Origin of the sequence: Massilia mucilaginosa, assembly GCF_011682145.1 — a bacterium.
Taxonomy (GTDB): Bacteria; Pseudomonadota; Gammaproteobacteria; order Burkholderiales; family Burkholderiaceae_D; genus Telluria_A; species Telluria_A mucilaginosa.
Map to the genome: position 1 here is coordinate 275,826 of NZ_WHJH01000001.1, position 24,393 is coordinate 300,218.

24 protein-coding genes and 2 tRNA genes are annotated in these 24,393 nt (G+C 64.7%); 16 read left to right on the forward strand and 10 right to left on the reverse strand.

Annotated elements, in window-relative coordinates; genetic code table 11:
- The first annotated feature begins 68 nt into the window (after positions 1-68).
- From F2P45_RS01185 to F2P45_RS01195, 3 genes are read left to right on the forward strand one after another with little or no spacing between them, the layout of a single operon-like run.
- Positions 69-611: a carboxymuconolactone decarboxylase family protein gene (locus tag F2P45_RS01185; RefSeq protein WP_166869945.1), complete on the forward strand. Its 543-nt coding sequence runs from the start codon at positions 69-71 to the stop codon at positions 609-611.
- Positions 608-1,114 (forward strand): peroxiredoxin family protein, encoded by a 507-nt coding sequence (locus F2P45_RS01190; protein ID WP_166869946.1) that lies wholly within the window; start codon positions 608-610, stop codon positions 1,112-1,114. Before F2P45_RS01185 ends, F2P45_RS01190 begins: the two co-directional genes overlap by 4 nt.
- A gap of 26 nt (positions 1,115-1,140) precedes the next feature.
- Positions 1,141-1,536 (forward strand): hypothetical protein, encoded by a 396-nt coding sequence (locus tag F2P45_RS01195; RefSeq protein ID WP_223164653.1) that lies wholly within the window; start codon positions 1,141-1,143, stop codon positions 1,534-1,536.
- A gap of 64 nt (positions 1,537-1,600) precedes the next feature.
- Here the strand turns inward: F2P45_RS01195 and F2P45_RS01200 are convergent, their stop codons facing one another.
- A complete protein-coding gene (locus tag F2P45_RS01200; RefSeq protein ID WP_166869947.1) occupies positions 1,601-3,529 on the reverse strand; it encodes an NHL repeat-containing protein in 1,929 nt (642 codons plus the stop codon).
- 302 nt (positions 3,530-3,831) lie between these two features.
- Here F2P45_RS01200 and F2P45_RS01205 point away from each other — a divergent pair, with 302 nt between their 5' ends.
- Genes F2P45_RS01205 through F2P45_RS01215 form a run of 3 tightly spaced genes read left to right on the forward strand, consistent with a single transcriptional unit; the run spans position 3,832 to position 6,007 of the window.
- Positions 3,832-4,197 carry a GntR family transcriptional regulator gene (locus F2P45_RS01205; RefSeq protein WP_166869948.1) on the forward strand — a complete coding sequence of 122 codons (366 nt, stop codon included), beginning with the start codon at positions 3,832-3,834 and terminating at the stop codon, positions 4,195-4,197.
- Positions 4,194-5,051 carry an ABC transporter ATP-binding protein gene (locus F2P45_RS01210; protein WP_166869949.1) on the forward strand — a complete coding sequence of 286 codons (858 nt, stop codon included), beginning with the start codon at positions 4,194-4,196 and terminating at the stop codon, positions 5,049-5,051. The genes F2P45_RS01205 and F2P45_RS01210 overlap by 4 nt, the downstream gene beginning before the upstream one ends.
- The gene (locus F2P45_RS01215) at positions 5,048-6,007 is read left to right on the forward strand and encodes a hypothetical protein (RefSeq protein WP_166869950.1); all 960 of its coding nucleotides are present in this window, start codon (positions 5,048-5,050) and stop codon (positions 6,005-6,007) included. The genes F2P45_RS01210 and F2P45_RS01215 overlap by 4 nt, the downstream gene beginning before the upstream one ends.
- Before the next feature lie 42 nt (positions 6,008-6,049).
- Here F2P45_RS01215 and F2P45_RS01220 read toward each other — a convergent pair whose 3' ends face one another.
- Both F2P45_RS01220 and cysE read right to left on the reverse strand, forming a co-directional pair.
- Entirely contained in the window at positions 6,050-6,730 is a 681-nt protein-coding gene (locus F2P45_RS01220; RefSeq protein WP_166869951.1) for a YceH family protein, read from the reverse strand.
- A 25-nt stretch (positions 6,731-6,755) separates the two neighbouring features.
- Complete coding sequence (cysE, locus tag F2P45_RS01225) at positions 6,756-7,496, reverse strand: serine O-acetyltransferase (RefSeq protein WP_166869952.1); 741 nt, start codon at positions 7,494-7,496, stop codon at positions 6,756-6,758.
- Positions 7,497-7,702: 206 nt separating this feature from the next.
- Here cysE and F2P45_RS01230 point away from each other — a divergent pair, with 206 nt between their 5' ends.
- The gene (locus F2P45_RS01230) at positions 7,703-8,257 is read left to right on the forward strand and encodes a LamG domain-containing protein (RefSeq protein WP_166869953.1); all 555 of its coding nucleotides are present in this window, start codon (positions 7,703-7,705) and stop codon (positions 8,255-8,257) included.
- Here F2P45_RS01230 and rlmB read toward each other — a convergent pair.
- A complete protein-coding gene (rlmB, locus tag F2P45_RS01235; RefSeq protein WP_099880211.1) occupies positions 8,254-8,997 on the reverse strand; it encodes a 23S rRNA (guanosine(2251)-2'-O)-methyltransferase RlmB in 744 nt (247 codons plus the stop codon). The genes F2P45_RS01230 and rlmB overlap by 4 nt on opposite strands.
- A 3-nt stretch (positions 8,998-9,000) precedes the next feature.
- On the reverse strand, positions 9,001-11,520 hold the full coding sequence (rnr, locus tag F2P45_RS01240) for a ribonuclease R (protein ID WP_166869954.1): 2,520 nt from the start codon (positions 11,518-11,520) through the stop codon (positions 9,001-9,003).
- Positions 11,521-11,892: 372 nt separating this feature from the next.
- On the opposite strand from rnr, the gene F2P45_RS01245 reads away from it, so the two are divergent.
- The 6 genes from F2P45_RS01245 (at position 11,893) to phaP (ending at position 15,704) form a co-directional block, all read left to right on the forward strand.
- Positions 11,893-11,977: transfer RNA gene (locus F2P45_RS01245), tRNA-Leu, on the forward strand.
- Positions 11,978-12,045: 68 nt separating this feature from the next.
- Positions 12,046-12,130 (forward strand) — tRNA-Leu (locus F2P45_RS01250).
- A 126-nt stretch (positions 12,131-12,256) separates the two neighbouring features.
- Positions 12,257-13,315: a serine hydrolase domain-containing protein gene (locus F2P45_RS01255; protein WP_229504873.1), complete on the forward strand. Its 1,059-nt coding sequence runs from the start codon at positions 12,257-12,259 to the stop codon at positions 13,313-13,315.
- An 81-nt stretch (positions 13,316-13,396) separates the two neighbouring features.
- Complete coding sequence (locus F2P45_RS01260; protein ID WP_370663194.1) at positions 13,397-14,815, forward strand: sensor histidine kinase; 1,419 nt, start codon at positions 13,397-13,399, stop codon at positions 14,813-14,815.
- A 62-nt stretch (positions 14,816-14,877) separates the two neighbouring features.
- Complete coding sequence (locus F2P45_RS01265; RefSeq protein ID WP_166869955.1) at positions 14,878-15,084, forward strand: hypothetical protein; 207 nt, start codon at positions 14,878-14,880, stop codon at positions 15,082-15,084.
- Between the two features lie 74 nt (positions 15,085-15,158).
- Positions 15,159-15,704 carry a TIGR01841 family phasin gene (gene phaP, locus F2P45_RS01270; RefSeq protein ID WP_166869956.1) on the forward strand — a complete coding sequence of 182 codons (546 nt, stop codon included), beginning with the start codon at positions 15,159-15,161 and terminating at the stop codon, positions 15,702-15,704.
- 258 nt (positions 15,705-15,962) lie between these two features.
- Here the strand turns inward: phaP and F2P45_RS01275 are convergent, their stop codons facing one another.
- A complete protein-coding gene (locus tag F2P45_RS01275; RefSeq protein WP_166869957.1) occupies positions 15,963-16,454 on the reverse strand; it encodes an Hcp family type VI secretion system effector in 492 nt (163 codons plus the stop codon).
- A gap of 250 nt (positions 16,455-16,704) precedes the next feature.
- Here F2P45_RS01275 and F2P45_RS01280 point away from each other — a divergent pair, with 250 nt between their 5' ends.
- The 3 genes from F2P45_RS01280 to F2P45_RS01290 all read left to right on the forward strand — a co-directional run bounded on the left by F2P45_RS01280 (position 16,705) and on the right by F2P45_RS01290 (position 21,518).
- Positions 16,705-17,505, forward strand: coding sequence for a hypothetical protein (locus F2P45_RS01280; RefSeq protein ID WP_166869958.1), 801 nt, complete (start codon positions 16,705-16,707; stop codon positions 17,503-17,505).
- 91 nt (positions 17,506-17,596) lie between these two features.
- Positions 17,597-19,249, forward strand: a complete 1,653-nt coding sequence (locus F2P45_RS01285) for a VRR-NUC domain-containing protein (RefSeq protein ID WP_166869959.1) — start codon at positions 17,597-17,599, stop codon at positions 19,247-19,249.
- 7 nt (positions 19,250-19,256) lie between these two features.
- Positions 19,257-21,518 (forward strand): ATP-dependent DNA helicase, encoded by a 2,262-nt coding sequence (locus F2P45_RS01290; protein ID WP_166869960.1) that lies wholly within the window; start codon positions 19,257-19,259, stop codon positions 21,516-21,518.
- Here the strand turns inward: F2P45_RS01290 and F2P45_RS01295 are convergent.
- The 4 genes from F2P45_RS01295 to F2P45_RS01310 are packed head-to-tail and all read right to left on the reverse strand — an operon-like array spanning position 21,499 to position 24,359.
- Positions 21,499-22,221: a LytR/AlgR family response regulator transcription factor gene (locus F2P45_RS01295; RefSeq protein WP_166869961.1), complete on the reverse strand. Its 723-nt coding sequence runs from the start codon at positions 22,219-22,221 to the stop codon at positions 21,499-21,501. The two genes, F2P45_RS01290 and F2P45_RS01295, sit on opposite strands and share 20 nt — an antisense overlap.
- On the reverse strand, positions 22,209-23,270 hold the full coding sequence (locus F2P45_RS01300; protein WP_166869962.1) for a sensor histidine kinase: 1,062 nt from the start codon (positions 23,268-23,270) through the stop codon (positions 22,209-22,211). Before F2P45_RS01300 ends, F2P45_RS01295 begins: the two co-directional genes overlap by 13 nt.
- Positions 23,270-23,995: a LiaI-LiaF-like domain-containing protein gene (locus tag F2P45_RS01305; RefSeq protein ID WP_166869963.1), complete on the reverse strand. Its 726-nt coding sequence runs from the start codon at positions 23,993-23,995 to the stop codon at positions 23,270-23,272. Before F2P45_RS01305 ends, F2P45_RS01300 begins: the two co-directional genes overlap by 1 nt.
- Positions 23,985-24,359, reverse strand: a complete 375-nt coding sequence (locus tag F2P45_RS01310; protein ID WP_166869964.1) for a LiaF transmembrane domain-containing protein — start codon at positions 24,357-24,359, stop codon at positions 23,985-23,987. Before F2P45_RS01310 ends, F2P45_RS01305 begins: the two co-directional genes overlap by 11 nt.
- Positions 24,360-24,393: the final 34 nt, after the last annotated feature.

A 24,393-nucleotide genomic window follows, 5' to 3' on the forward strand; every position in this document is an offset into this window, starting at 1 on the left:
TCCTATTGAAAAGCGTTCAAGGCCGCGCTTTTCATGTTCCCAACCGGCCTGTTTATGAAGGAAACATCATGTCCCGTCTTGCACTTCTCACCCGCGAGCACGCACCCGCCGCATCGGCCCCCTTGCTCGACCAGGTCCAGGCGGCCTTCGGCGCCACGCCGAACATGTTCCGCGCCGTCGCCAATTCGCCGGCGGCGCTGGCCAGCATGTGGGCGGCGTTCGGCGCGCTGGGCGGCGGCACGCTCGGCGCCAGGCTCGGCGAACAGGTCGCGGTCGCCATCGCCGACCTCAACAACTGCGAATACTGCCTGGCCGCGCATACGGCACTCGGGCGCAAGGCCGGCGCCAGCGGCGCGGACAGGCGCGCCGCCCAGGCCGGCCAGTCGGACGATCCGAAGAGCGCCGCCGCCCTGCGCTTCGCACTGGCCATGGTCGGGCAGCGCGGCCAGGTCGACGCCGCCGAGGTCGATGCTCTGCGTTTGGCGGGATTTGGCGATGGCGAGATCATGGAAATCATGGCGCACATCGCCCTGAACCTGTTCACCAACTACGTGAATGTGACCTTCGCGGTGCCGCTCGACTTCCCGCACGTGGCACTGCGCGCCAAATGACGGGCGCGACCGCACCCGAGTTCCAGGTAACGGCCTGGCTCAACGCATCCGGCCCGGTCAGCCTTGCCGGTTTGCGCGGCAAGGTCGTGGCGCTGTACGCGTTCCAGATGCTGTGCCCGAGCTGCGTGTCGCACGGCATTCCGCAGGCGAAGCAGATCCAGAAGACGTTCGCCCGCAACGAGGTGGAAGTGCTCGGACTGCACACCGTGTTCGAGCACCACGCCGCCATGGGCCGCACGGCGCTGCAAGCGTTCATCCACGAATACCGGATCGATTTCCCGGTCGGGATCGACCAGCCCTCGGAGCGGGGGCCGGTGCCCCTGACGATGGAGCGCTACCAGCTGCGCGGCACGCCGACCTTGCTGCTGTTCGACCGCCAGGGGGTACTGCGGCATGCGCTGCTCGGCGTCGTGCACGACATGCGGGCCGGCGCGCTGATCGCCCGGCTGGTGGCGGAAACGGGCGCACCGCCGCACTGCGACGACGGCGCCTGCCGACGTTGAACAACCATCTTGCATTGGAAAAGAAAATGAAATCTGTCATACCAGCATTTGCCGCCAGCATCCTGTGGGCGGCACTCCCGGTTCACGCCCACCAGGGCCACACCGGCGGCATCCACAGCGCGCCGGCGAAGGCCGTCAATGCGCCGTTCGACATCATCCATACCAAGATCGCCAGGGAAGGCAACACGGCGGTGTTCCACATTGCCGTGTCGGGCGAGGCGGGCCGGGCGAGGCCTTCCGCCACCGGCAAACTGGCCGGCAGCAGCGTGTTTTCGTACGTCTGGCCGACCACGCTCGACCCATCGGCGGTCGGCTTCGACAAGGGCGCCGGCATCCTCGCGTTCGCGGTGACTTCGCATCCCGACTTCGTGTTCAAGGTGGCCTCGGGCACGCTGAGCCTGCCGGGCAAGGTCGGCAAATAGGCGCCGCTGGCGGCCCCCGCCCGGCCGGCATGACGCCTCCGTCACGCCGGCCGGTGCCGTGCCGCTACTGGGGCAGCGGGGTCTGGACGGCCGCGTAGCGCGTCATCCCTTTCAACAGACCGTTGCTGAACGTGATGCTGAGCAGGCTGGGATTGCCCCAGGCAAGTGCCGGTGTTGTTACCGTGCCATCGGGACTAATCTTGCGCAGTTTTCCTTGCCCGGTCATGTACAGATCGCCATTCGGCGCAAATGTCATCTGCACCTGGGAATAGAAGCCCAGGCTGGCGCTGCCGCGCGCACCGTCCTGGTCGCCGGCGACACCGCTGGTGCCGGCGAATACCGCCACCGGCCCGTCTTTCGCGACCTTGAACACGACATGGCCGTAAAGGTCGGCCAGGTACAGGTTGCCGGCGCGGTCGAAGGCGACGGCGCGCGGGGTCAGTCCATATCCAGCGCGGTTGGCACTGAGCTCGGGCGAGAGATCGCTCTTATCGATGCGCCGAATTATCTTGCCGGCGGGCGAGAAGATATACGCCGTGTAGATGCCGGCCACCGCGAGATTGCCATCCAGATCGACAGCCATACCGTAGACCGAGCCAATCTCATTCTTTCCTCCCAGGGGAATCAAGGTAGTCATCACACCGTCCTTGATCTTGACGATTCGTTGAACGTCGGACACATACATCACGTCCTTGCCATCGATCGCGACGTTGTCCGGATATCCGAACGCGTCAGCCCGGAAAGCGCCTGTCAAGGGATCGTTCCTGACGCCGGCCACACCGGCAAACACGGTGGTATCCCCGCCGGGGCTGACGCGCCGGATCACATGGCGCTGACGGTCGGCCATATACAGATTGCCTTTCGAATCGCTGGCCACGTGGGTCAAGTTACCGAAGCGCGCGCCGTTAGCGGCACCGTCAACCGTACCACTGGTGGACGGCGTGGCAGTCAAGGTCGTCACGTCGCCGGAGGAGGAAATCCTGCGCAGGCTGCGCGCACCGACATCGAGTCCGATCAGTTGTCCCGCGGGATCGAAGGCCAGCGCGCCGAGCAACGAGAAACGGGCGCTGTCGGCGCCGCCGTCGCGCGTGCCGCCGATGCCGTCCGCGCCCACCAGGGTCGTAACCATCCCGCCAGCGCTCATCTTGCGCAAGCGCGAGGCATCGGCGATCAGGACATCGCCGGACTCGGTCACCGCCAGTCCACCGATCTGATTGAAGCCTGCCGCCTCACCCTGCCCGTCCTCCATCCCATTGACAGGCTGGCCAGCCACGATGCGCAGTATCGCGTTGCTCCCGACACGGTAGACGCGCCCGCTATCGGCGCCATACATGACGCCGTCCTTGCCGACCGCCAGGCTGGTCGGCCGCGCGCTGACGCCCTCGCTGGACCAGTTGACGGTAGTGACCTTGCCAGCCGGAGTGACCCGCTGAAGCACCCGCTCGCCGGACAACACCAGGTAGTCGCCATTGGTATCGAGCGCGATCGCGCCTGGACGATGGAAGATGCGGCGCACCGGCTGACGGTCGGGCCGGAGCGGGTGCTCGCGCAATCCGCACGAATAGCCGGTCTGGCCGGCGACGGTGCTGACCGCGCCTGCCGGCGTGATGCGCCGGATCGTATTGTTGCAGGTGTCGGTCACCAGCAGATTGCCGGCCGCGTCGATCAGCATGCGCGACTCATGATTGAAGCGAAAACTCGCGCCAGCCCCGACCCCATCCTGGCTCCCGAATACCAGCTCGGCACCGGCGAGGGTCGAGACCGTGCCATCCGGCGTGATCTTGAGGATCAGTTGGCGTCCTGCGTCGAGGACGAAGGTATTGCCGGCCCGATCGACCGCCATGCCACCGGGCGTCTGCAACAGCGATGGTGCGCCGGCCAGTACGGTCGGCAACACGTTGACCGGCGGCGTCACCATCGGCGCCTCGGGCGGTGCTGGCGTCGGCGCAGGGGTGCCGGCGGGACCACCGGAGCCGCCGCCGCATGCGCTCAATGTCGCAGCCAGCAACAGAGCGACGGTGCGCCGCCCGCCCCGCCGTGGAAAGGATGACTGATGTCGAATTTGCCGCATTGGATTGTTCTTTTGATTAATGGGCGGCAAATATAACGATTTTTGAGAGGCAGCAGTGATTGACCCGGGGAACTATTTTGAATGGCGCGGTCGGGCGTTGTTTTTCTCGCATGCATACGCTGGATATTCGGCTATTTAGTGTTATAGTGAACTACATCACCACCTCACCAACAGGGAGGATTCATGTCTCACCATGCAGCACCACATCAGCGGGAGGCTTGTCCATGACTAACGGCTGGAACGACAACACGCCCATCTATCGCCAGCTCAAGGAAAAGGTCATCGGCATGATGCTCGACGGCGTCCTGAAAGCGGGCGACGCCCTGCCCTCGGTGCGCCAGGTCGCGGCCGAGTACCAGCTCAATCCGATTACCGTTTCGCGCGCCTACCAGGAACTGGTGGACGAGGAACTCGTCGAAAAACGAAGGGGAATAGGCATGTATGTAACCGAAGGCGCGAGCGAAAAACTGCTCGCCAGCGAACGCGAGCGCTTCATGCGCGAAGAATGGCCGGCCATGCTCGAACGCATCCGCCGGCTCGGCCTGGACCTCGGCCAGTTGCTGCGCCCGCAAGACGGAGGCCAGTCATGAGCACCGTCCTCAGCGCCCGCAATCTGAGCAAGCGTTACGGCAAGTCGGTGGCGCTCGACAATATCAGCTTCGACATTCCCGCCGGCCGCATCGTCGGCCTGATCGGCCCCAACGGATCGGGCAAGACCACCACCCTCAAAGCCGTGCTCGGCCTGACCGATGTCGCCGGCGAACTGTCGGTGCTCGGCTTCGACCCGCGCACGCAGCGCGACGCGCTGATGCAGCAGGTCTGCTTTATCGCCGACGTGGCGATCTTGCCGCGCTGGCTGCGCGTGTCGGAAGCGATCGATTTCGTCGAAGGCGTGCATCCGCGCTTCAACCGCGCCAAGGCCGAGCGCTACCTGGCCGCGACCAAGCTGACACCGGACATGAAGGTCAAGACCATGTCCAAGGGCATGATCGTGCAACTGCACCTGGCGCTGGTGATGGCCATCGACGCCAAGCTGCTGGTGCTCGACGAACCGACCCTGGGCCTGGACATCCTCTACCGCAAGCAGTTCTATCAGAACCTGCTGGAAGACTATTTTGACGCGGACAAGACCATCATCATCACCACCCACCAGGTCGAGGAAGTCGAACACATCCTCACCGACCTGCTGTTCATCCGCGACGGCAGGATCGTGCTGTCGGCGTCGATGGACGAGGTCGGCGAGCGCTTCATCGAAGTGATGGTCGCGCCCGACAAGCTGGGCGCCGCCAATGCGCTGCAGCCGATCGACCAGCGCAGCGTGTTCGGCAAGTCGGTGATGCTGTTCGACGGCGTGGCCCGTGAGCAACTGGACGTCCTCGGCGAGACGCGCAACCCCAGCGTCGCCGATTTGTTTGTCGCCACCATGAAAGGAAGCTACGCATGAACACAATGAAATGGTTGCTCAAGCGCGAGTTCTGGGAGCACAAGGGATCGTTTTTCTGGGCGCCCGTGATTCTCGGCATGGTGATGGTGGCGGTGACCGGCATCACGGTCGTGTACGGCATGAGTAGCGGCCATAGCGTCTTCAAGCTCAATCTCAACGGAGAAATGCAGAACATGAAGGCCATGTTCGCTGCCATGTCGCCGGAAGACCACCGCCAAACCATGGGCGTGCTGTCGAACATCTGCCTCGGCGCCGGGCTGCCGCTCATGATGATGCTGGCTGTGACCACGTTTTTCTACTGCCTGGGCGCGCTGCATGACGAACGGCGCGACCGCAGCATCCTGTTCTGGAAATCGCTGCCGCTGTCGGACACGCAGACGGTGCTGTCGAAAGTGGCGATGGTGACCGTGGCCGCGCCGCTGATTGCGCTCGCCGTCAGCCTGGCCACCTCGCTGGCGCTGATGCTGATCATCGGCACGGTGGCGATGTTTCATGGCTTGAACGTGTTCGGCGGGATCCTCGGCAACCGCGGGGTTTACATGCTGCCGTTGCAGGTGATCGGCGTACTGCCGGTGTACCTGCTGTGCGCCTTGCCCACCGTCGGCTGGCTGCTGCTGGTGTCCAGCTGGGCCAGGTCGAAACCCTTCCTGTGGGCGGTCGGGGTGCCGCTAATCGCGCTGATCCTGGTGAAATGGGTCGGCTACCTGCTGGGCATGAGCTCGGCGGCATCCTGGCTGATGAGCAACGTGGCCGGACGCATGCTGCTGGGACTGGTTCCGGGCAGCTGGCTGTTCGATCACAACCGGGCTGGCGCCGTGCTGCGCGAGCCGGGCATCGACTTGCTGGCGCAAGCCTGGCCGACCCTGGCCACGCCGGGCGTGTGGATCGGGGCGGCGGCGGGCGTGCTGATGATCTACGGAGCGATGCGCCTGCGCCGCTTCAAGGACGAGGGCTGATGGCGAGGGCCGGTTGCGCCACTGGCGCAACCGGCTACATGCTTACTCGAACTGCGTCTTGAACGCCAGGAACTGCAGTTTGAGGTCATCGACCTCGGCCCGCAGCGCCGCCACTTCCTGTTCCAGCTGCGCCACCCTGCTGCCCTGGGCCGGCGCGCTCACCACGCCGAACGACGATTCCTGCTGCGCCAGCGCCGCGTCGCCACCGAGCAGTTGCCCGTAACGCGGTTCCTTGGTCCCCGGCGCCAGCGCCAGGCGCGCCACGATCGGCGGATACTTGTCGATCAAAAACTGCAGGCAGGCCTCGACATCGGCCACCGACTTGAATTCGTGCAGCCGTCCGCTGCGGGTGCGAATTTCGCCGGCGGTCTGCAAGCCGCGCAGCATCAGGATCGTCAGCACGGCCAGCTTGTCCTGCTCCAGCGACCATTTGATGCGCATGCGGTGCTCGTACTTGGTCACGCGCGCGCCGGCCTGGGTGATGCCGTTGACGAACTTGCGCTGCATCAGCCGCTGCAGCACGTCCTGCACCGTTTCGTCGGACAGCTGCATCACCGGGTCGCGGCTCGAGAGCTGGTTGCAGCCATTGGTGATCGCATTGAGCGACATCGGATAGTTGTCGGGCGTGAGGCCTTCCTTCTCGGCCAGCACCGCCAGCACGCGGATTTCGAACGGGTCCAGCAAGGCAGCGCCGTCGGCGCCGCCCTTTGCTTCTTGTGTCATACCTTCTAGTGTCATGCGTGTGTCCTTACTCGACCAGTTTATTGAGCTTTACCGAATCCAATTTATCACACTCGGGCGTGCTCGGGCAGGCGATTCCCGCCGACTTCATCAGCGCCATCAGGCGGTCGAGCTGTTCGTCCTGGCGCGCCGCGTGATTGATCAGCCCGTGCAAGGCTTTCGACAGCGGATCGTCGCCGTTCGGGGTGACGCCGTAGGCCGAGAACAGATGCGCGCTGGCGCGCGTATCGACCTCTTTCTGCACGATGTGGGCCGGATTGCCGACCGCCGTCGCGCCGGCCGGCACCGGCTTGATCACCACCGCGTTCGAGCCGACCTTGGCATACTCGCCCACGGTGAACGATCCAAGCACCTTGGCGCCGGCACCGATGATGACGCCGCGCTCCAGGGTCGGATGGCGCTTGCTGCCGCTGTTGAGCGAGGTGCCGCCCAGGGTCACGCCCTGGTAGATGGTGCAGTCGTCGCCGACCACGGCGGTCTCGCCGATGACCACGCCGAAGCCGTGATCGATGAACACGCGCCGCCCGATGGTGGCGCCGGGATGGATCTCGATGCCGGTCAGGATGCGCGCCAGGTAGGAAATGAAGCGCCCGATCCATTTCAGGTTGCGGCTCCAGCAAGCCTGCGCCCAGCGATGCATCATGATGGCCTGAAAGCCAGGATAACAAGTGAACACTTCCCATCCATTACGGGCGGCAGGGTCGCGTTCAATGATGCTCTTGATATCTTCGCGCAGGTGTAAAAACATAAACAGGGACGTGGGAACAGTTGCGATACAGGCATGGTAGCGTATCCGCCCGCCTCCCGCTTATGTGCGGTCAATTTGCCCGCCTCGCATAAAGCTGATTGCAGGAAAGCAAATTGTGCAACTATGATTAATTTTCAACATTACCGCCGCCCGGTCAGGCGACGACGCGCTTCCATGCCAGTCCACCCCTCCCATCAGGAAAACCCATGAAATACGCCGCTCTTGTTCTCTCGCTGCTGTGCGCTCACGCGCTGGCGGCGGCCATACCCGCACCGGTCCCGGTCGCGCCGCCCCGTACGCCGGGCGATATGGCCTTCCTGCACGTGCCCACGGCGCCGGCCGGCACCACCATCAGCCGCGTGGCGGCCGCCGACGAGATGGCGTACTTCCCGCTCACCAAACGGTTTTTCGAGACCTTTGCCACCATGCCGGCGCTGGCCGACGCGTCGGGCGTACCGGGAAAGTGGGCGCCGCACCTCGATGGCGGCGTGCACAAGGACAATCCGAAACTGCACATGGGATACAACTGGCCGACCAAGCGCCGCCAGAACGAGAGCCACGAGCAGCAGGTCTACGTCGATCCGGCATTCAATGCGATCGGGGTCAGCCCGTTTTCCATCAAGGACAGCGTCCTGACGATCTCGGCGCGGCGCACGCCGGACGAGCTGTTCGACAAGGCCTGGGGCTACCCCTTCATCTCCGGACTGTTGTCGACCCAGGAGGCGCCGCCCGGGAGACGGGCGGCGCAGCAGCTCTTTTAGCCTTCGCGCGCGATGCGCTGGCGGCGTGCTTCGTACAGGCAGACGCCCGACGCCACCGATACGTTCAGGCTCTCGACCGAGCCGAACATGGGAATACCCACCAGCACGTCGCAGGTTTCGCGGGTGAGGCGGCGCATGCCCTCGCCTTCCGAGCCCATGACGAGCGCGGCCGGACCGGAGAAGTCCGCTTCGTACAAGCCCTTGTCCGCATCGTCGGTGGTGCCGATCAGCAGGATGTCGCGCTCTTTCAGCTCGCGCATGGTGCGCGCCAGGTTCGTGACCGTGATGTACGGCACGGTTTCTGCGGCACCGCTGGCGACCTTGGCCGCCGTGGCGTTCAGGCCAACCGCGCGGTCCTTCGGCACGATGACCGCGTGCGCGCCGACACCGTCGGCCACGCGCAGGCAGGCGCCCAGGTTGTGCGGATCGGTGATGCCGTCGAGGATCAGCAGCAGCGGCGGACCTTCGATCGCATCGAGCAGTTCATCCAGGTTGCGCGCCAGCGCCAGCTGGCTGGCGAAGGCAATCACGCCCTGGTGGCGCCGGGTTCCGACGATCTTGTCGAGACGGGCCGAATCGACCGGCATGACGCGCACGCCCAGGGCCTTGGCATTGGCGACCAGATCGTGCATGCGGCGATCCTGACGGGTCGCATCGACAAAAATTTCTTCCACCGACGAGGCCTCGTGACGCAGACGCGAGGTCACCGCGTGGAACCCGAAAATCATTTTATTCTTCATGTGTTATCGCTTGCTCTTATTCGTTTTGCTTGTTGATTTACTGCTCGTATTGCTCGTACCAGCTGCTGATTTTGCGGAACGGCCGGTCGCCTTGCCGGCGGTCGAACCGGACTTGCTGCGTTTCGGTTTGGCGCCCGAGGCTTCCGCGCCGACGCTCTCGTCGAGTTCATAACGCGACGGCGTGTTGGCAGCCCCGCCGCCGGACGAGCGTCCTTGCTTGCCCGACTTGGCCGGCTTGGCGTCGAGCGCCTTGTGCGCCGCGCTTTTCGGCTTGCCCGCGCCGGTATCGGCCTGCACGCTGCCGCCTGCCAGTACCAGGTCGATCTTGCGCGCTTCCAGATCGACGCGCGACACCTGCACCGTCACGCGGTCGGTCAGCTGGTAGCGCTTGCCGGTGCGTTCGCCGCGCAGTTCGTGGCGTGCTTCGTCGTACTGGAAGTAATCGGTACCGAGTTCGGTGATGTGGACCAGGCCTTCGACGAACAGCGCGTCGAGCTGCACGAAGATGCCGAACGTGGTCACGCCCGAGACCACGCCGGTGAATTCTTCACCCAGCTTGTCCTTGATGAAGTAGCACTTGAGCCAGGCTTCGACGTCGCGCGAGGCTTCGTCGGCGCGGCGCTCGTTGGCCGAGCAGTGCACGCCCAGGGCGTCCCAGATGGTCAGGTCTTTTTCGTTCTTTTGCTTGCCGTCGGCCTTGTCCTTCGCCTGCTGCTTGCGCGTGGCGTTCGACACGGTGGTATTCAGACCGGCCAGGTCGATGCCCTTCGGCTCGTATTTTTTGCCGAGCAAAATGGCCTTGATGGCGCGGTGCGTCAGCAAGTCGGGATAGCGGCGGATCGGGCTGGTGAAGTGGGCATACGCCTCGTACGCCAGGCCGAAGTGGCCGATATTGTCCGGGCTGTAGACCGCTTGCTGCATCGAACGCAGCAGCATGGTTTGCAGCAGCGAGGCGTCCGGACGGTCCTTGATCTGCTTCATCAGCTCAGCGTAATCGTTGGCGGCCGGCTTGTCGCCACCGTTCAGATTGAGGCCAACCTGCTTGAGGAAGGTGCGCACTTGCGTGAGCTTTTCCTTGGTCGGCGAGGCGTGGATGCGGTACGTGCCCGGATGCTTGTGGCGGATCAGCAGGTCGGCCGCGCAGACGTTGGCCGCCAGCATGCATTCCTCGATGACCTTGTGCGCATCGTTGCGGGTGCGCGGGATGATCTTTTCGATCTTGCCGAGCGCATTGCAGACGATATAGGTTTCGGTGGTTTCGAAGTCGATCGCGCCGCGTACCTGGCGCGCCTTGTGCAGCGCGTGGTACACATCGTACAGATTGAGCAGGTGCGGCACGATGGCCGGACGGCGCGCCGCTTCCGGACCGGCGGTGTTGCCGAGGATATCGGCCACTTCGTTGTAGGTCAGGCGCGCAGCCGAGTGGATCACGGCCGGATAGAACTGGTAAGCCTTGATCTCGCCCTTGTCCGAAATGACCGCGTCGCACACCAGGGTCAGGCGGTCGACGGCCGGGTTCAGCGAACACAGGCCGTTCGAGAGCTTCTCGGGCAGCATCGGAATGACGCGGCGCGGGAAGTACACCGAGGTGCTGCGTTCGATGGCGTCGACGTCGAGCGCATCGTTCGGCTTGACGTAATGCGACACGTCGGCGATCGCCACGATCAGGCGGAAGCAGTTGGCCTTGCCGACCTTGACCGGCTCGCAGTACACCGCATCGTCGAAGTCGCGCGCGTCTTCGCCGTCGATGGTCACCAGCGGCACGTCGCGCAGGTCGACCCGGTCTTGCAGGTCGGCTTCGCGCACTTCGCCGGGCAGCTTGGCGGCCGATTTGAGCGCCGCGGCGGAGAAGATATGCGGCACGCCGAACTTGCGCACGGCGATTTCGATTTCCATGCCGGGATCGTCCAGGTCGCCGAGCACTTCGACCACGCGGCCGGCCGGCTGCTTGAAGCGCGACGGCTGCTCGCTCAGCTCGACGCTGACGATCTGCCCCGCCTTGGCTTTGCCGGGCGAACCGGCAACCAGGATGTCCTGGCCAATGCGCTTGTCTTCGGGAGCGACGATCCAGACGCCGTTCTCATGAAGAAGGCGGCCGATCACATGGCTGTTGGCACGCGTGACGACTTCGACGATGGTGCCTTCCTGGCGCCCGCGGCGATCGGTCCCTGTGACTTTGGCGAGTACACGGTCGCCATGCAGGACTTTCTGCATCTCTTTGTCTGACAGGAACAGGTCTTCGCCCGGTTCGTCGGGGATGACGAAGCCGAAACCGTCGCGATGCGCGCTGACCTTGCCGGCGATGAAGCCGGAATGGTCGGCCAGGGCGTAGTTGCCATCAGCGTCGGCGTGGATCTGGCCGTCGCGCTGCATGGCATTCAAACGCCTGGTTAACACCTCCAGCGCGGCTGGCTTGACCTTGAGCGTGCGGGCGATGCTTTCAAGATCAAGCGTCGTGCCCGCGTTGCGGAAAATGCCGAGAATGTCCTCGCGGCTGGGAATGGTATGAGTAATTTGGTTCAAATGTTTTTCTATATTTGTTTTTGGCAGTTAGCGCGGGAAACGTCTGGCCGCGTGACTGACACAGTGATTATTGACACGGTGATAGGCGTAGTGTAACGGAGGTCGGTCCGATTCGCCTAACGAAGCGTGCTTTGAAAGATTCTTCGGCAAGGGCTGTGACATTTCCAAATCTTCGGCTATAATTTCGGTCTTTCGCGGAAACACAACGTTTAAGCGGAAGAAAAAAGCAGGATATTCGCATGGTGTTGAGCGAAAAGAGTAACGAAAGTTAGTCTGGCGCAAAACTCCGAAAGCGAGTATGATAGCAGAACTCGGCGGCAACGCCGGCAAGCAGCAAAAGAAGTGCAGTAATAGTAGCAAAGCAGCATCAATGCCCACGTGGCGGAATTGGTAGACGCGCATGGTTCAGGTCCATGTGCCGCGAGGTGTGGGGGTTCGAGTCCCTCCGTGGGCACCACTCCATGGAAGAAGTTTTCCGAGAGTACCAAGTAGTGAAGTAGTAGTTGTTGTAGTAGCTGTATCAGTGCCCACGTGGCGGAATTGGTAGACGCGCATGGTTCAGGTCCATGTGCCGCGAGGTGTGGGGGTTCGAGTCCCTCCGTGGGCACCACTCTACCGGGTTAGTATATTCCCGCAGAATTCCAGAAGCGCCGCAGTCCTTGCATAAAGGCTGCGGCGTTTTGCGTTGCGCGGCCGGTTTTATGCATGCCCCATGTTTCCCATTCAGGAAGTCGCCATGATTGATCGTTTGCTCGGCCGCATGCTGGCCATTCTCGTTTTCAGCGTCGCCAAAGCCGCCTGCGCCGACCCGGTCGACGATATCGTCAACGCCGAAATGGCGCGCCAGCGCATTCCCGGCGCCGCCATCGCCATCGTCAAGGATGGAAAAATCATCAAGGAAGCCGGGTACGGCATGGCCAACCTGGAGCATCGGGTCGCCGTCACGCCCGATACCGTGTTCCAGTCCGGCTCGCTTGGCAAGCAATTTACCGCCGCGCTGGTACTGTTGCTGGCATCCGACGGCAAACTCGGGCTCGACGACCCGATTTCGCGCCACCTTCCCGCCACCCCGCCGGCCTGGAAAACGATCACGGTGCGCCATTTGCTCAATCACACGGCGGGTTTGCGCGATCCGGACGAACTCATCAAGCTGAACCAGGATTACACCGATGCGCAATTGCAACGCGCAGGCAGCAAGCTGCCGCTGCAGTGGGCGCCGGGGACGAAATGGGCGTACAGCAATTTTGGCTACCAGCTGCTGGGCATCCTGTGCAGCCGCGTGGGAAGAAAACACTACGGCGAGCAGCTGCGCGAGCGCATCTTTGCCCCTGCGGGCATGCAGGCGCGCATCATCAGCGAGCGCGACATCGTGCCGCACCGGGCCGCCGGCTATGACCTGGTCGATGGCGCATTCAAGAACCAGGAATGGGTGTCGCCCACGCTCAACACCACCGCCGACGGCAGCCTGTACCTGACTGTGCGCGACCTGGCCAGGTGGCACATCGCGCTCGATGGCGACAAAGTGCCGGGCGCCGCGATCAAGCAAGCCATGTGGACGCCGACCACGCTCAAGGATGGCAGCACCAAAGCCTACGGTTTCGGCTGGGAGACCTCGCCCACGCTCGGGCGGGCCTCGGTCTGGCACGACGGCGCGTGGCAGGGATTCACCACGCAAGGCACGCGCTTTGTCGACGACAAACTGGCGGTCGTGGTGCTCACCAACCGTTCCGAGACCGACATCGCCCATCTGCTGGAACTGGTCGCGGACCACTACCTGCGCGCGCCGCGCTTCTGACGGCGGCGTGGCGCGCACGGTTTGCCCACCCGCGGCGCCTGTACTACACTATTCTTATCTTCCGCTCCAATCAGTATCGTTGTGAAGCCGCCGTCCGAGACCGAGTGCAGCAGCGCCGCCATCGCGCAGCCCGATGCGCGCGACAGCGCCGCGTTGCGCAACGGCCAGAACCGCCTGCTGGAAATGATTGCGCGCGGCGCCGCGCTGCAAGACATCCTCGACGGCCTGATGCACCTCATCGAATTCCAGTCCGACGACCTACTGTGCTCGCTCATGCTGCTCGACGAGGACGGCCGCACCATGCACCCGGCATCCGGCCCCAGCCTGCCGCCCGCGTTCCTGGCCGCGATGGACGGCGCGGCCATCGGCCCCTGCGCGGGCTCGTGCGGCACCGCCATGTACCGTGGCGAAACGGTGATCGTCACCGACGTGATGACCGACCCGCTCTGGGCCGACTACCGCGCGCTGATCGCGCCGCACGGCTTGCGGGCCTGCTGGTCGACCCCGATCCACGGCGACCGCCAGCAAATCCTCGGCTCGTTCGCCATGTACTACCGCGAGCCGAAGCCGCCCGGCCAGGCCGACCTGCGCCTGCTCGGCGTGGCCACCCACCTGGCCGCGATCGCCATCGAACGGGCGCGCCGCGAAGCCGAACTGGCCCAGCACCGCGAGCACTTGCAGGAACTGGTGGTGGCGCGCACGGCGGCCTTGTCGCGCGCGCAGGAAGATCTGGTGCGGCGCGACAAGCTGGCCGCGCTCGGCGCGCTGGTGGCCGGCGTGGCGCACGAACTCAATACGCCGATCGGCAACAGCCTGATGGCCGCCACCTGCCTGGCCGAGAAAACGCGGGCACTGGCCGCCAGCGTGGAAGGCGGCCTGCGCCGCTCGCAGCTGGCGCAGTTTCTCACCCAGGCCGAGGAAGCCGGCCAGATCCTGGCGCGCAACCTGCAACGGGCGGCCCGTATGGTGGCCAGCTTCAAGCGGGTGGCGGTCGACCCCGACAACTCGGAGCGGCGCGCCTTCATGCTGTGCGAACTGGTGGCCGAACTGCTGCCGCCGCTGCGCATCCTGGCGCGCCAGTGCGCGGTCGACATTCACGCCGACGTCGCCCCGGGCCTGGCGATGGACAGCTATCCGGGCCCGCTGGCCGAAGTGCTGACCCACCTGGTCGACAATTGCCTGGTGCATGCCTTTGCCGACACGGCGCACGGGGCCATCGTCATCGGCGCGGTGCCGGGGCCGGATGCGAGCGTGCTCATGTCGGTCAGCGACAACGGCGCCGGGATCGCCCCACCGCTGGCGCCGCGCGTGTACGACCCGTTCGTCACGACCAGAATGGGCTCGGGCGGATCGGGCCTGGGACTGCATGTGGTGCACAACATCGTCAACGCTGTGCTGGGCGGAAGCATCGAGCTCGAAAGCGAACTGGGCAAGGGCTCGACCTTCCGCCTGCGCCTGCCCGCGATCGCACCCGGCATGGCCAGCGAACCGGGCCCCTGAAGCGCCGCGCGCACGCTGCACACTTGACTTGCGGCGCGAACAGGCTATGCTCGCTCTGGCATATGACAACTTTCCGCAAATCCGCTGTGGCCGTCCTGCTCGCCTGCGCAAGCGCCGCGCTGCTGGCCGCGCCCGCGCCCTGGTTCACATGGCGCAGCAAGAACGATGGCAAGCAGGTGTGCCACCAGACGCCGCTCGGGCCGGGTTGGGAAAAAGTCAACGGCCCCTATCGAGATAGCCATTGCATGAAGTTGCTTATTGCTAAATAATAGCTAAAAAACATAGAGGAGAAGCTTGAAGGTTGAGGGTTGCCAGTACATCCATTCACACTGAGGAGAAGTCCATGTTTACGAATCCCGAACAATTTGCATCCGCCACCAAGACGCTTTTTGAACTCCAGATGATGACTTTTAACGCCCTCACCAGCAAGGCGGTGCAAGGCGTGGAACAGGTTGTCTCGCTGAACATGACGACTGCAAAAAATTCGGTGCAAGGATCGATGGCCATGGGCAAAGAAATGAGCCAGGCCAAGGACCCGAAAGCGGCGATGGATGTTGCCGCCGCCCACGCCAAGCCGATGGCCGGCGCGGTGCAGTATGGCGAGCAGCTCAAGGTGATCATCGACGATATCCACAGCGAATTCACGCAGGCGGCCGACGCCCATATCGCCGAAGCCAAGAGCACCCTCACGGCGCTGATCTACGACGTGACGCAGAACGTCAAGCCGGGCTCGGAAAACGCCGTCGAAATCATCAAGACCGCGATCGACAACGCCTTCCAGGGCTACGAACAGGTGACCAAGGCCACGCGCCAGGCCGTGCAAGTGGTGGAAGACCAGATTGCCAAGGCGACCGCGCAGGTCGCGCCGGCCGAGAAGAACGCCGCTTGATGGAATACTGATAACTTAAGCTCCGTCCATGAAAAAACCGCCGTTCCCGGCAATCCGGGACGGCGGTTTTTTTACATTCCGAACGCGCCGCGTCAGGTGACAGCCCCGCTGCAAACGATAATGACCAGTACCAGCAAGGTAATGCGCTTGCGCGTGGCGAGGCGGTCGACGGCCCGGTGTGCAAATTGTCTCACTCTGTTCTCCCTGAGGGGCCGCGGCCTGGGCCACGGCGGTTATGCTTGCCGATGGCGATGGGGATCAGACCACCTTGTTGGTGGCCAGGTCCCATCCGCCCGAGGTATTGCCGCCGGTCCCGCCGCCGACCTTTTGCTGCGTGTACTTCCACTTCACCTTGGAATACTTCAAGCCCAGGTGCTCGGTCAGGATGTCGCCCTCGGTGACGGACGGGCTGACGGTACTGATCAAGACGTTTTCCAGTTCCATCTCAAAATACTTGACGCGTTCGCCCTGGCCGTCGGCGCGCATGAATTCCAGCTTGGCTTTCGGCAGCGTCTTGCCGGACGAGCAGTTCTGCAGCAGCAGCGGCGTGGCCAGGTCGGCCAGCTTGACGATGAACAGCTCGCTGTGTTCGCAGCGCTCGGCGGTATGCCCGCCGCCGGTCGACGCGGTGGCCGATTTGGGCTGCGACACACCCCACGACACCGACTGGCACTCGATCCAGTCCTTGTGCAGGTTGTCGGTCGATTCGCCCTTGATGCCGTCGATTTGCAAGTAAACGTCGATTGCCATGGTGTACTCCGTGAGTAAGGAATGGGACGCGAGATATTGAACACAAACGCCATTATTGGAGCGCCAAAGCGGGGGGCGATTGCGCCTGATCAAGCTCAGCTCAGTTCGGCTGACCTGTTGCGAAATGCGGGCACGATTGCGCTGGATCAAACAACGGCGCGCGCTGGCGTGGAAGCACGACAAATATCATGAAGGTGCTGCGTGGAATTGTTTCTAATCGGAATGTATCCTCACCTTCAGGGAGTCGTCCGTGTCCATTTCCGCCCAGAATTCATACTCCAGCATCAAGCCCGACCTGCGCCAGCGCAACCGGCGTTCATCCGATATCGAACAGCAAGCCTACGCCGCCGTCGGGCGCAGGTTCGCCGCCGGCGGCAGCGGCAGCAGCAGTAGCAGTAGCAGTAGCAGTAGGGTCCGCTACGTGCGCGTTGTGCTGGGCGCGGCGGCGTCCATCACGGTGGTCATGCTGGTCACGCTGGTGGCGCTGCTGAGTTACGACAACATCAATTCGCCGCATGCGCTCAAGGTTGCCGCGCCCGCCAAAGCCGAGCCGCGCGCGGCCGGCCCGGCTTTGGCGGCAAGCGCCAGGCCGGTCGTGATCATCGATGAAAAAGAGGAAGCCCCGACGCGGCCGGTGGTGGCGGCGGCGCCGGTTCCACCGCTGGTGCTATTGTCGCCGGCGGAGCTGAAGCCATCGGCGCCGCCGGCCCCGGCCAGGCTGGCGACGGCAATCAAGACGCCGCTCAAGCTGCGCGAGCACGCCAGGCCGGCCGCGGGGGCGGGCAGGCAGACCGCCTTGAAAGCGGGCAAACCGATGCGCGCGGGCGCACGCAAGGAGGCACGCGGCGAATTACGCAAAGCCGCGCCCTCCCCCGTGAAACGCAAAACGTCGCTGCTCTCCATGGCGGCCCCGGCGCGGCAGGGGGCCAACGGCGGCGCGCTGGGCACCCTGCTCTCGTACGCCAGCGTGCAGCGGCGCTACCTGGCAGCGCCGCTGCCGATGCTGGCGGCGCGCCACGCGCCGCGCCGGCGCCACCTCTCCGAGCCCTGAAAACCACGCCGAGGCGAATTTGCTGGGGTTTGCCGGCCACTGACGATATACTGTATATAATTACAGGGTTCGGTCGATGGTCCGCAGCACGATGCGCAAAGTTCTTGAGAATGAGTTCTATTATCTGGATAATTTCCATCAGGTACTAGAATGGATTGCAGGGCGTTACAACGACTTGCTGACCGAAGAGGAGCGGGCGTTCATCGCCACGTTCCCGTCGCTGCCGCAAGCCTCGCGCGCGCTGCTGGTGCGCATGGTCATGCGCAAGGGCACGGTTTTCCGCGCCAGCAAGCTCAATTACGCCGAAATCGGCTGCGCGGTCGAGGCCGCGCGCCATCTGCTGCCGACCGGCTGGGTCCATGCCGACCCGGTGCTCTCGCTCGACGAGGTGTTCGACCTGCTGCTCAAGGCCGAGATCGGCGCCATTTTCAGCCTGTCGCTGCACGAAAAGAGCGCGCGCAAGGGCGAGCAGCTGGCCGCCCTGCGCGAGGCCTTTGGCGACGCGCGCGCGTTTTCGGCCTGGTACCGCGACTCGCCCGACACCGCCTACAGCATCACCATCAAGGACCTGTGCGACCGCCTGCGCCTGATCTTCTTCGGCAACCTGCGCCAGGACTGGACCGAATTCGTACTGTCCGACCTGGGCTTGTTCCAGTACGAAAAAGTGGAGTTTTCGGCGTCCTCGCGCGGCTTTCGCACGCGCCGCGATGTCGACGATTACCTGGCCCTGCACCAGTGCAAGGAGCGCTTTCGCGCCGGCGAAGCGGTCGACGAGGTGCTGGCCACCCTGCCGCGCGAGCGTTTCGAGAATGAATGGATCGACAGCCGGCGCGAACGGCTGATGTTCCAGATCGCGCAACACGTGGAAAAGCAGAAGGACTGGGACCAGGCCTTCGCGCTGTACGCCTGCTGCAATGCCCCGGGTGCGCGGGCGCGCGCCATCCGCGTGCTGGAAAAACACGAGCGCCATGCCGAGGCGCACGCGCTGCTGGAACGGGCCCAGGCCGCGCCCGAGAGCGACGCCGAGCGCCAGCAACTGCTGCGCATCGCGCCGCGCCTGCGCCGCAAACTCGGGCACCAGCCGCTGCCGTCGCGGCGCAATCCGGCGCTGCGCCGGCTCGACCTGATCCTGCCGATGCCGCTTGAAGCGAACTGGTGGGTCGAAGGCATCGTGCGCGACCACCTGGCCAGCGCCGACGCGCCCGTGTTCTACGTCGAGAACGCGCTGATCAACTCGCTGTTCGGGCTGCTCTGCTGGCGCCCGGTTTTCAGCGCCATTCCCGGCGCATTTTTCCACCCCTTCCACCGTGGCCCGGCCGACCTGCACAGCGCCGATTTTTACCGCCGGCGCGAGCGCGAGTTCCGCGCCTGCCTCGACCAGCTGGACGACGGCAGCTACCAGGACACCATCCGCGCCAACTACGCCGGCAAGCGCGGCGTCCAGTCGCCGTTCGTGGCCTGGGAAGCGCTGGGCGCCGAGCTGCTGGAGATGGCGCTGGCCTGCATCCCCGCCGAGCACCTGAAAAAATGGTGCGAACGCATCCTGCTCGACATCAAGGCCAACCGCAACGGCTTTCCCGATCTGATCCAGTTCTGGCCGGTCGAGCGGCGCTACAACATGATCGAAGTCAAAGGCCCGGGCGACCGCCTGCAGGACAACCAGCTGCGCTGGATCGAATACTGCGCCGCGCACCAGATGCCGATTTCGGTCTGCTATCTGCAGTGGGCGCAGCCGTGTTCATGAGGGGCGCGTGAGCTACGTCGTCGCCGTGCGCGCCCTGTGCGAATTTTGCGCCAAGCAGGGCGACCTCGATCTGCGCTTCACGCCCTCGCCCACCGCGCAGGAAGGCATTGCCGGCCATGCCGTGGTGGCCGAGCGGCGCGGCCCCGGCTACCAGAAAGAAGTGAGCCTGTCGGGCGAGTACGGACCGCTGCTGGTGCGCGGCCGGGCCGACGGCTACGACCCGGCCCGGAACCTGATCGAGGAAATCAAGACCTTCCGCGGCGACCTGGAACGCATGCCGGCCAACCACCGCCATCTGCACTGGGCCCAGGTGCGCGTCTACGGGCATCTGCTGTGCGCACAGCTCGGGCTAGAGCAGGTATCGCTGGCGCTGGTCTACTTCGACATCGGCAAGCAGACCGAAACGGTGCTGCGCGAGACCCGCAGCGCGTTTGATTTGCACGCCATGTTCGACGGCCTGTGCGAGCGCTTCGTGGCGTGGGCCGCGCAAGAACTGGCGCACCGCCAGGCGCGCGACGCGGCGCTGGGCGCGCTGCGTTTTCCGCATCCGGCGTTTCGCCCGGGCCAGCGCGACCTGGCCGAAACCATCTTCCGCGCCAACAGCGGCGCGCGCTGCGTGCTGGCGCAGGCGCCGACCGGCATCGGCAAGACCGTCGGCACTCTGTTCCCGGTGCTCAAAGCGGCGCCGCTGCACCGGCTGGACAAGGTGTTCTACCTGGCCGCCAAGACGCCGGGACGCAAGCTGGCGCTCGACGCGGCCGCAGCGATCAAGCGCAGCGCGCCCGGCATGCCGCTGCGCGTGCTGGAACTGGTCGCGCGGGACAAGGCCTGCGAGCATCCCGACAAGGCCTGCCACGGCGATTCGTGCCCGCTGGCGAAGGGCTTCTACGACCGCCTGCCGGCGGCGCGCAGTGCGGCGCGCGAGGTGGCGCTGCTCGACCGCGAGGGCTTGCGCGAGGTCGCGCTGGCGCACCAGGTCTGTCCGTACTACCTGGGCAGCGAAATGGCGCGCTGGAGCGACGTGGTGGTGGGCGATTACAACTACTACTTCGACATGGGCGCAATGCTGTACGGGCTGGCGCTGGCGAACCAGTGGAGGGTCAGCGTGCTGGTGGACGAGGCGCACAATATGGTCTCGCGCGCGCGCAAGATGTATTCGGCCGACCTGGAACGCGGCGCGTTGCGGGCGGCGCGCGCGGTGGCCCCGGCGCACCTGAGAAAGGCGCTCGACAAGGTGGGCCGCAGCTGGCCGTCCAAGGATGGCGCGGCTTACGAAGTACTCGACGCGCCGCCCGAAAAACTGCTCGATGCGCTGCAGGGCGCGTCCAGCGCGATCACCGACTACCTGGCCGACAATCCGGGGCCGATGGAACCGGACCTGCAGCGCTTTTACTTCAACGCCCTGCACTTCGCGCGCCTGGCCGAGACCTTTGCCGAGCATTCGATGGTTGATTGCACGCGCGACGGCGCGCATGCGTCCACGCTGGCGATCCGCAATATCGTGCCGGCGCCGTTCCTCAAGCCGCGCTTTGCGCTGGCCCATGCGAGCGCGCTGTTTTCGGCCACGCTCAGCCCCTGGAACTACTACAGCGACGCGCTCGGACTGCCGGACGACACGGCGTGGGTCGACATCGACTCGCCATTTGTCGCGGAGCAGTTAAGCGTGCATGTGGTGCGCGATATCTCGACGCGGTTCACGCACCGGGCCGGATCGGTGGCGCCGATTGCGGCGCTGATCGCGCGCCAGTATGCGCAGGCGCCGGGTAATTACCTGGCGTTTTTCAGCAGCTTCGATTACCTCGACCAGGTGGCCGAGCGGGTAGAGCGCGACTATCCCGATATCCCCGTGTTCCGCCAGCCGCGCCGCATGGCGGAGACGGAGCGCGATGCTTTCCTGGGGCGCTTCACGCTCGATAGCCGCGGGGTCGGGTTTGCGGTGCTGGGCGGCTCGTTCGGCGAAGGGATCGACCTGCCGGGAGCGCGCCTGATCGGGGCCTTCATCGCCACGCTCGGGCTGCCGCAAATGAACCCGGTCAATGAGCAGATCCGCCAGCGCATGCAGGCCACGTTCGGGGCGGGCTACGACTATACGTATCTGTATCCGGGGATGCAGAAGGTGGTGCAGGCGGCCGGGCGCGTGATCCGCACCGAGGGCGACCGCGGGGTGGTGTATCTGATCGACGACCGCTTTGCGCAGCCGGAGGTGCGCGAACTGCTGCCGCGCTGGTGGCATGTGGACCAGACGCGCATCAGCCAATCAGGGCCTTGAGCTTCTGGTAGCCGCTGCGGCTGACCGGGATGCGGGTGGCGTCCTTGAGGATCGCGCTGTGGCTGTCCCTGCCCTGCTCGATGCGGTCGATGGCGCCCAGATTGAGCATCCAGGAGCGGTGAACGCGCACGAACACTGCCGGATCGAGCTGGCTTTCGAGTTCCGCCAGCCGCTGGTTCTTCAGATAGTGCTTGCCGCCGGCGCTGATGCGCACGTAATCGTCCTGCGCTTCGACATAGTCGATCCGGCCGGCGGCGATGATGTGCACGCGCGCGCCGTCGCGAATCAAGACCCGCTCCAGCGGCTTGCCGCGCAGCGCGGACTCGCGCAGCACGGCGTCGACGCCGGTCTGCCCGATGCCGGTGCGCGCATGCGCCAGCGCCGCGTCCAGCCGCTGCTGGCTGAATGGCTTGAGCAGGTAATCGACGGCGTGGATGTCGAAGGCCTTGAGCGCATACTGGTCGTAAGCGGTCACGAAGATATAGCGCGCCCTGGCGCCGACCAGTTCCACCACGTCGAAGCCATTCAGCTTGGGCATCTGGATGTCGAGGAACACCAGGTCCGGCGCCAAGTCGGTGATGGCCTTGACGGCGTCGAAGCCGTTGGCGCATTCGGCCACGATCTCGATGTCGGCATGCCGCGCCAAAAATTCGCGCACCAGGCCGCGGGCCAGGTCTTCATCGTCGACGATTATGACGCGCATGCTGGACTCTCCGTCGTGTGAAAGGGCAGCGACAGCGCCACCCGGAACTGGTGCGCTTCGCGCGTCCAGTGGATGCCGGCCTCGTGGCCGTAGGTGGCCGTGAGGCGCTGGCGCACGTTGGCAAGGCCGATGCCATGGCCGCCGACGGCCGGCGCATCGTCGTCGATGTCGTTTTCGACGACGATCTTCAGGACCGAACCGGCACGCTGCGCCGCGATGCGGATGGTGCCGCCGCCGGTCAGGTGGGCGATGCCGTGCTTGACGGCGTTTTCGACCAGCGGTTGCAGGATCATCGGCGGCAGCAGGCAGTCGAGCGCGCCGGCGTCGATCGCCTGCTCGATGTTCAGGCGCGCGCCGAAACGCACTTTTTCGATGGCGATGAAGTGCATCGCCAGCGTCGCTTCCGCTTCCAGGGTGACCTTGCGGCCCGCCGCCAGGCCAAGGCTGTGGCGGAAAAAATCGGCCAGGCGCAAGGTCATGTCGCGCGCGCGGGCCGGGTCGATGGAAGTGAGCGCGCTGATCGAATTGAGGCTGTTGAACAGAAAATGCGGATCGATCTGGGTGCGCAGCATGCGCAGTTCGGTGTCCTGCGCCATGAGCGCCGCTTCGAGTTCGCGCCGTTCGGCGGCGCGCGCGCGCTCCAGTTCGAGCGCCAGGTAATGCGCCACGGCGCACAGCGCGTACAGGATCACGCCCAGGCCGAAGATCGCCGCCTGCAAGGGAGCGGTCATGGCAATGGCGGCGCAGGCGTGGTTCCAGCCGATGCACAGCGCCGTCCACGCAAGACTGGCGACGACGGCGGCGACCGCGAACACCGCCAGTACCGAGACGGCGCTGCGCTCACCGAGCCGATAGGCGCGGCACAGGTAATAGCTCGAAAACCCGGCGGCGCAGGCATACAGCAGCGTCACCGGCACGGTAAACAGCAGGCCGTCGGTCCAGGCGGCGCCGCTTGCGGCCACGATCAGGCCCGCGAACACGATCGCCAGCAGCAGCCACGCGAGCAGGTACAGCCCCGCGCCGCGCCGCGTGGAGAACGGTCCCTGCATCAGTTGCGCACTTCCACGCCGCCCATGATGGCGTAGCCGCGGATGGTCAGGCGCTTGCCGGCGTCCGGCGCGGGCGCGGTCTTTTCTTCGAAGCCGCCGAGCACCGGCACGCCCTTGAGGATGATGGTCCAGTCGGGCGGGCACTTGATGGTAATGCCGCCCATGACGGCGAACACATTCAGTTCGGCGTCGCCGGCCATGGACGACTCGCGCAAATCGAGCACGCATTCGCCCATGAAGGCACTGATGTCGCCACCACGAAAGTCCGGCGTGCTGATGCGGCGCTGGAAACCCCCGAGGATGGCCGTGATATCGACCACGCCGTCGCTGGCTGCGGGGCCGGCACCGGCGTCGTCCTTGAGCGGCACGCCGTGCGGCGTATCGCGTTTGCGCAGGGCCTGGTGGACCACGCCGATGCCGAGCAGGATCACCAGCACCGGCCACAGGGTGCGGGCGTTGAACAGGTAGCCGTAGCCGAGGCGGTTGAGCGTGAGGACGGCGCCGGCGGCGGCGATCAGGCCGAACACCAAGCGCTCGTGGCGCGAGCCGGCGTCGGCCACCTTGACCAGGCCGAAAATGACGACCAGCACCGGCCAGTAATGCGTGACCTGGCGGCGGTCGATGATGTACAAATTATCGAGCAGGTACAGCATGCCGAAGGCGATCACCGCCAGGCCGAGCCAGACCTGGTTGGGCACGCCGGAGATGCGGGCTCTATTTTTCATTGGCAGGCTCCGTGCCGGGCGCGAGGCGGCGTTCGATGAACGGTTCCAGGATCATCGTCACGCCGCAGAAAATCACCGGGACCGGCCAGCCGTTGCTGAAAGTCAGGCCGAACAGGTTCTCGAAGACGGCAAACAGCCACAGGCTGACGAACACCATCCACAAGCCCATGGTGAAGTCCTTGGCGGTCGGGAAACCGATCATTTTGTTCACGCCCATGACGGTCAGCACCAGCGGCGCGTAATGCCATATACCATCGACGTGGTAGATGCCGAGCCGGTCGAGCAGCACAATGGTGCCGAAGCCGATCAGCAGCAGGCCCCACATCATTTGCTTGCGCCACTCGTAAGAAGATTTATTGGACACGTTCGCTCCTGTAGTCAGTTCAGGCGCAACGATA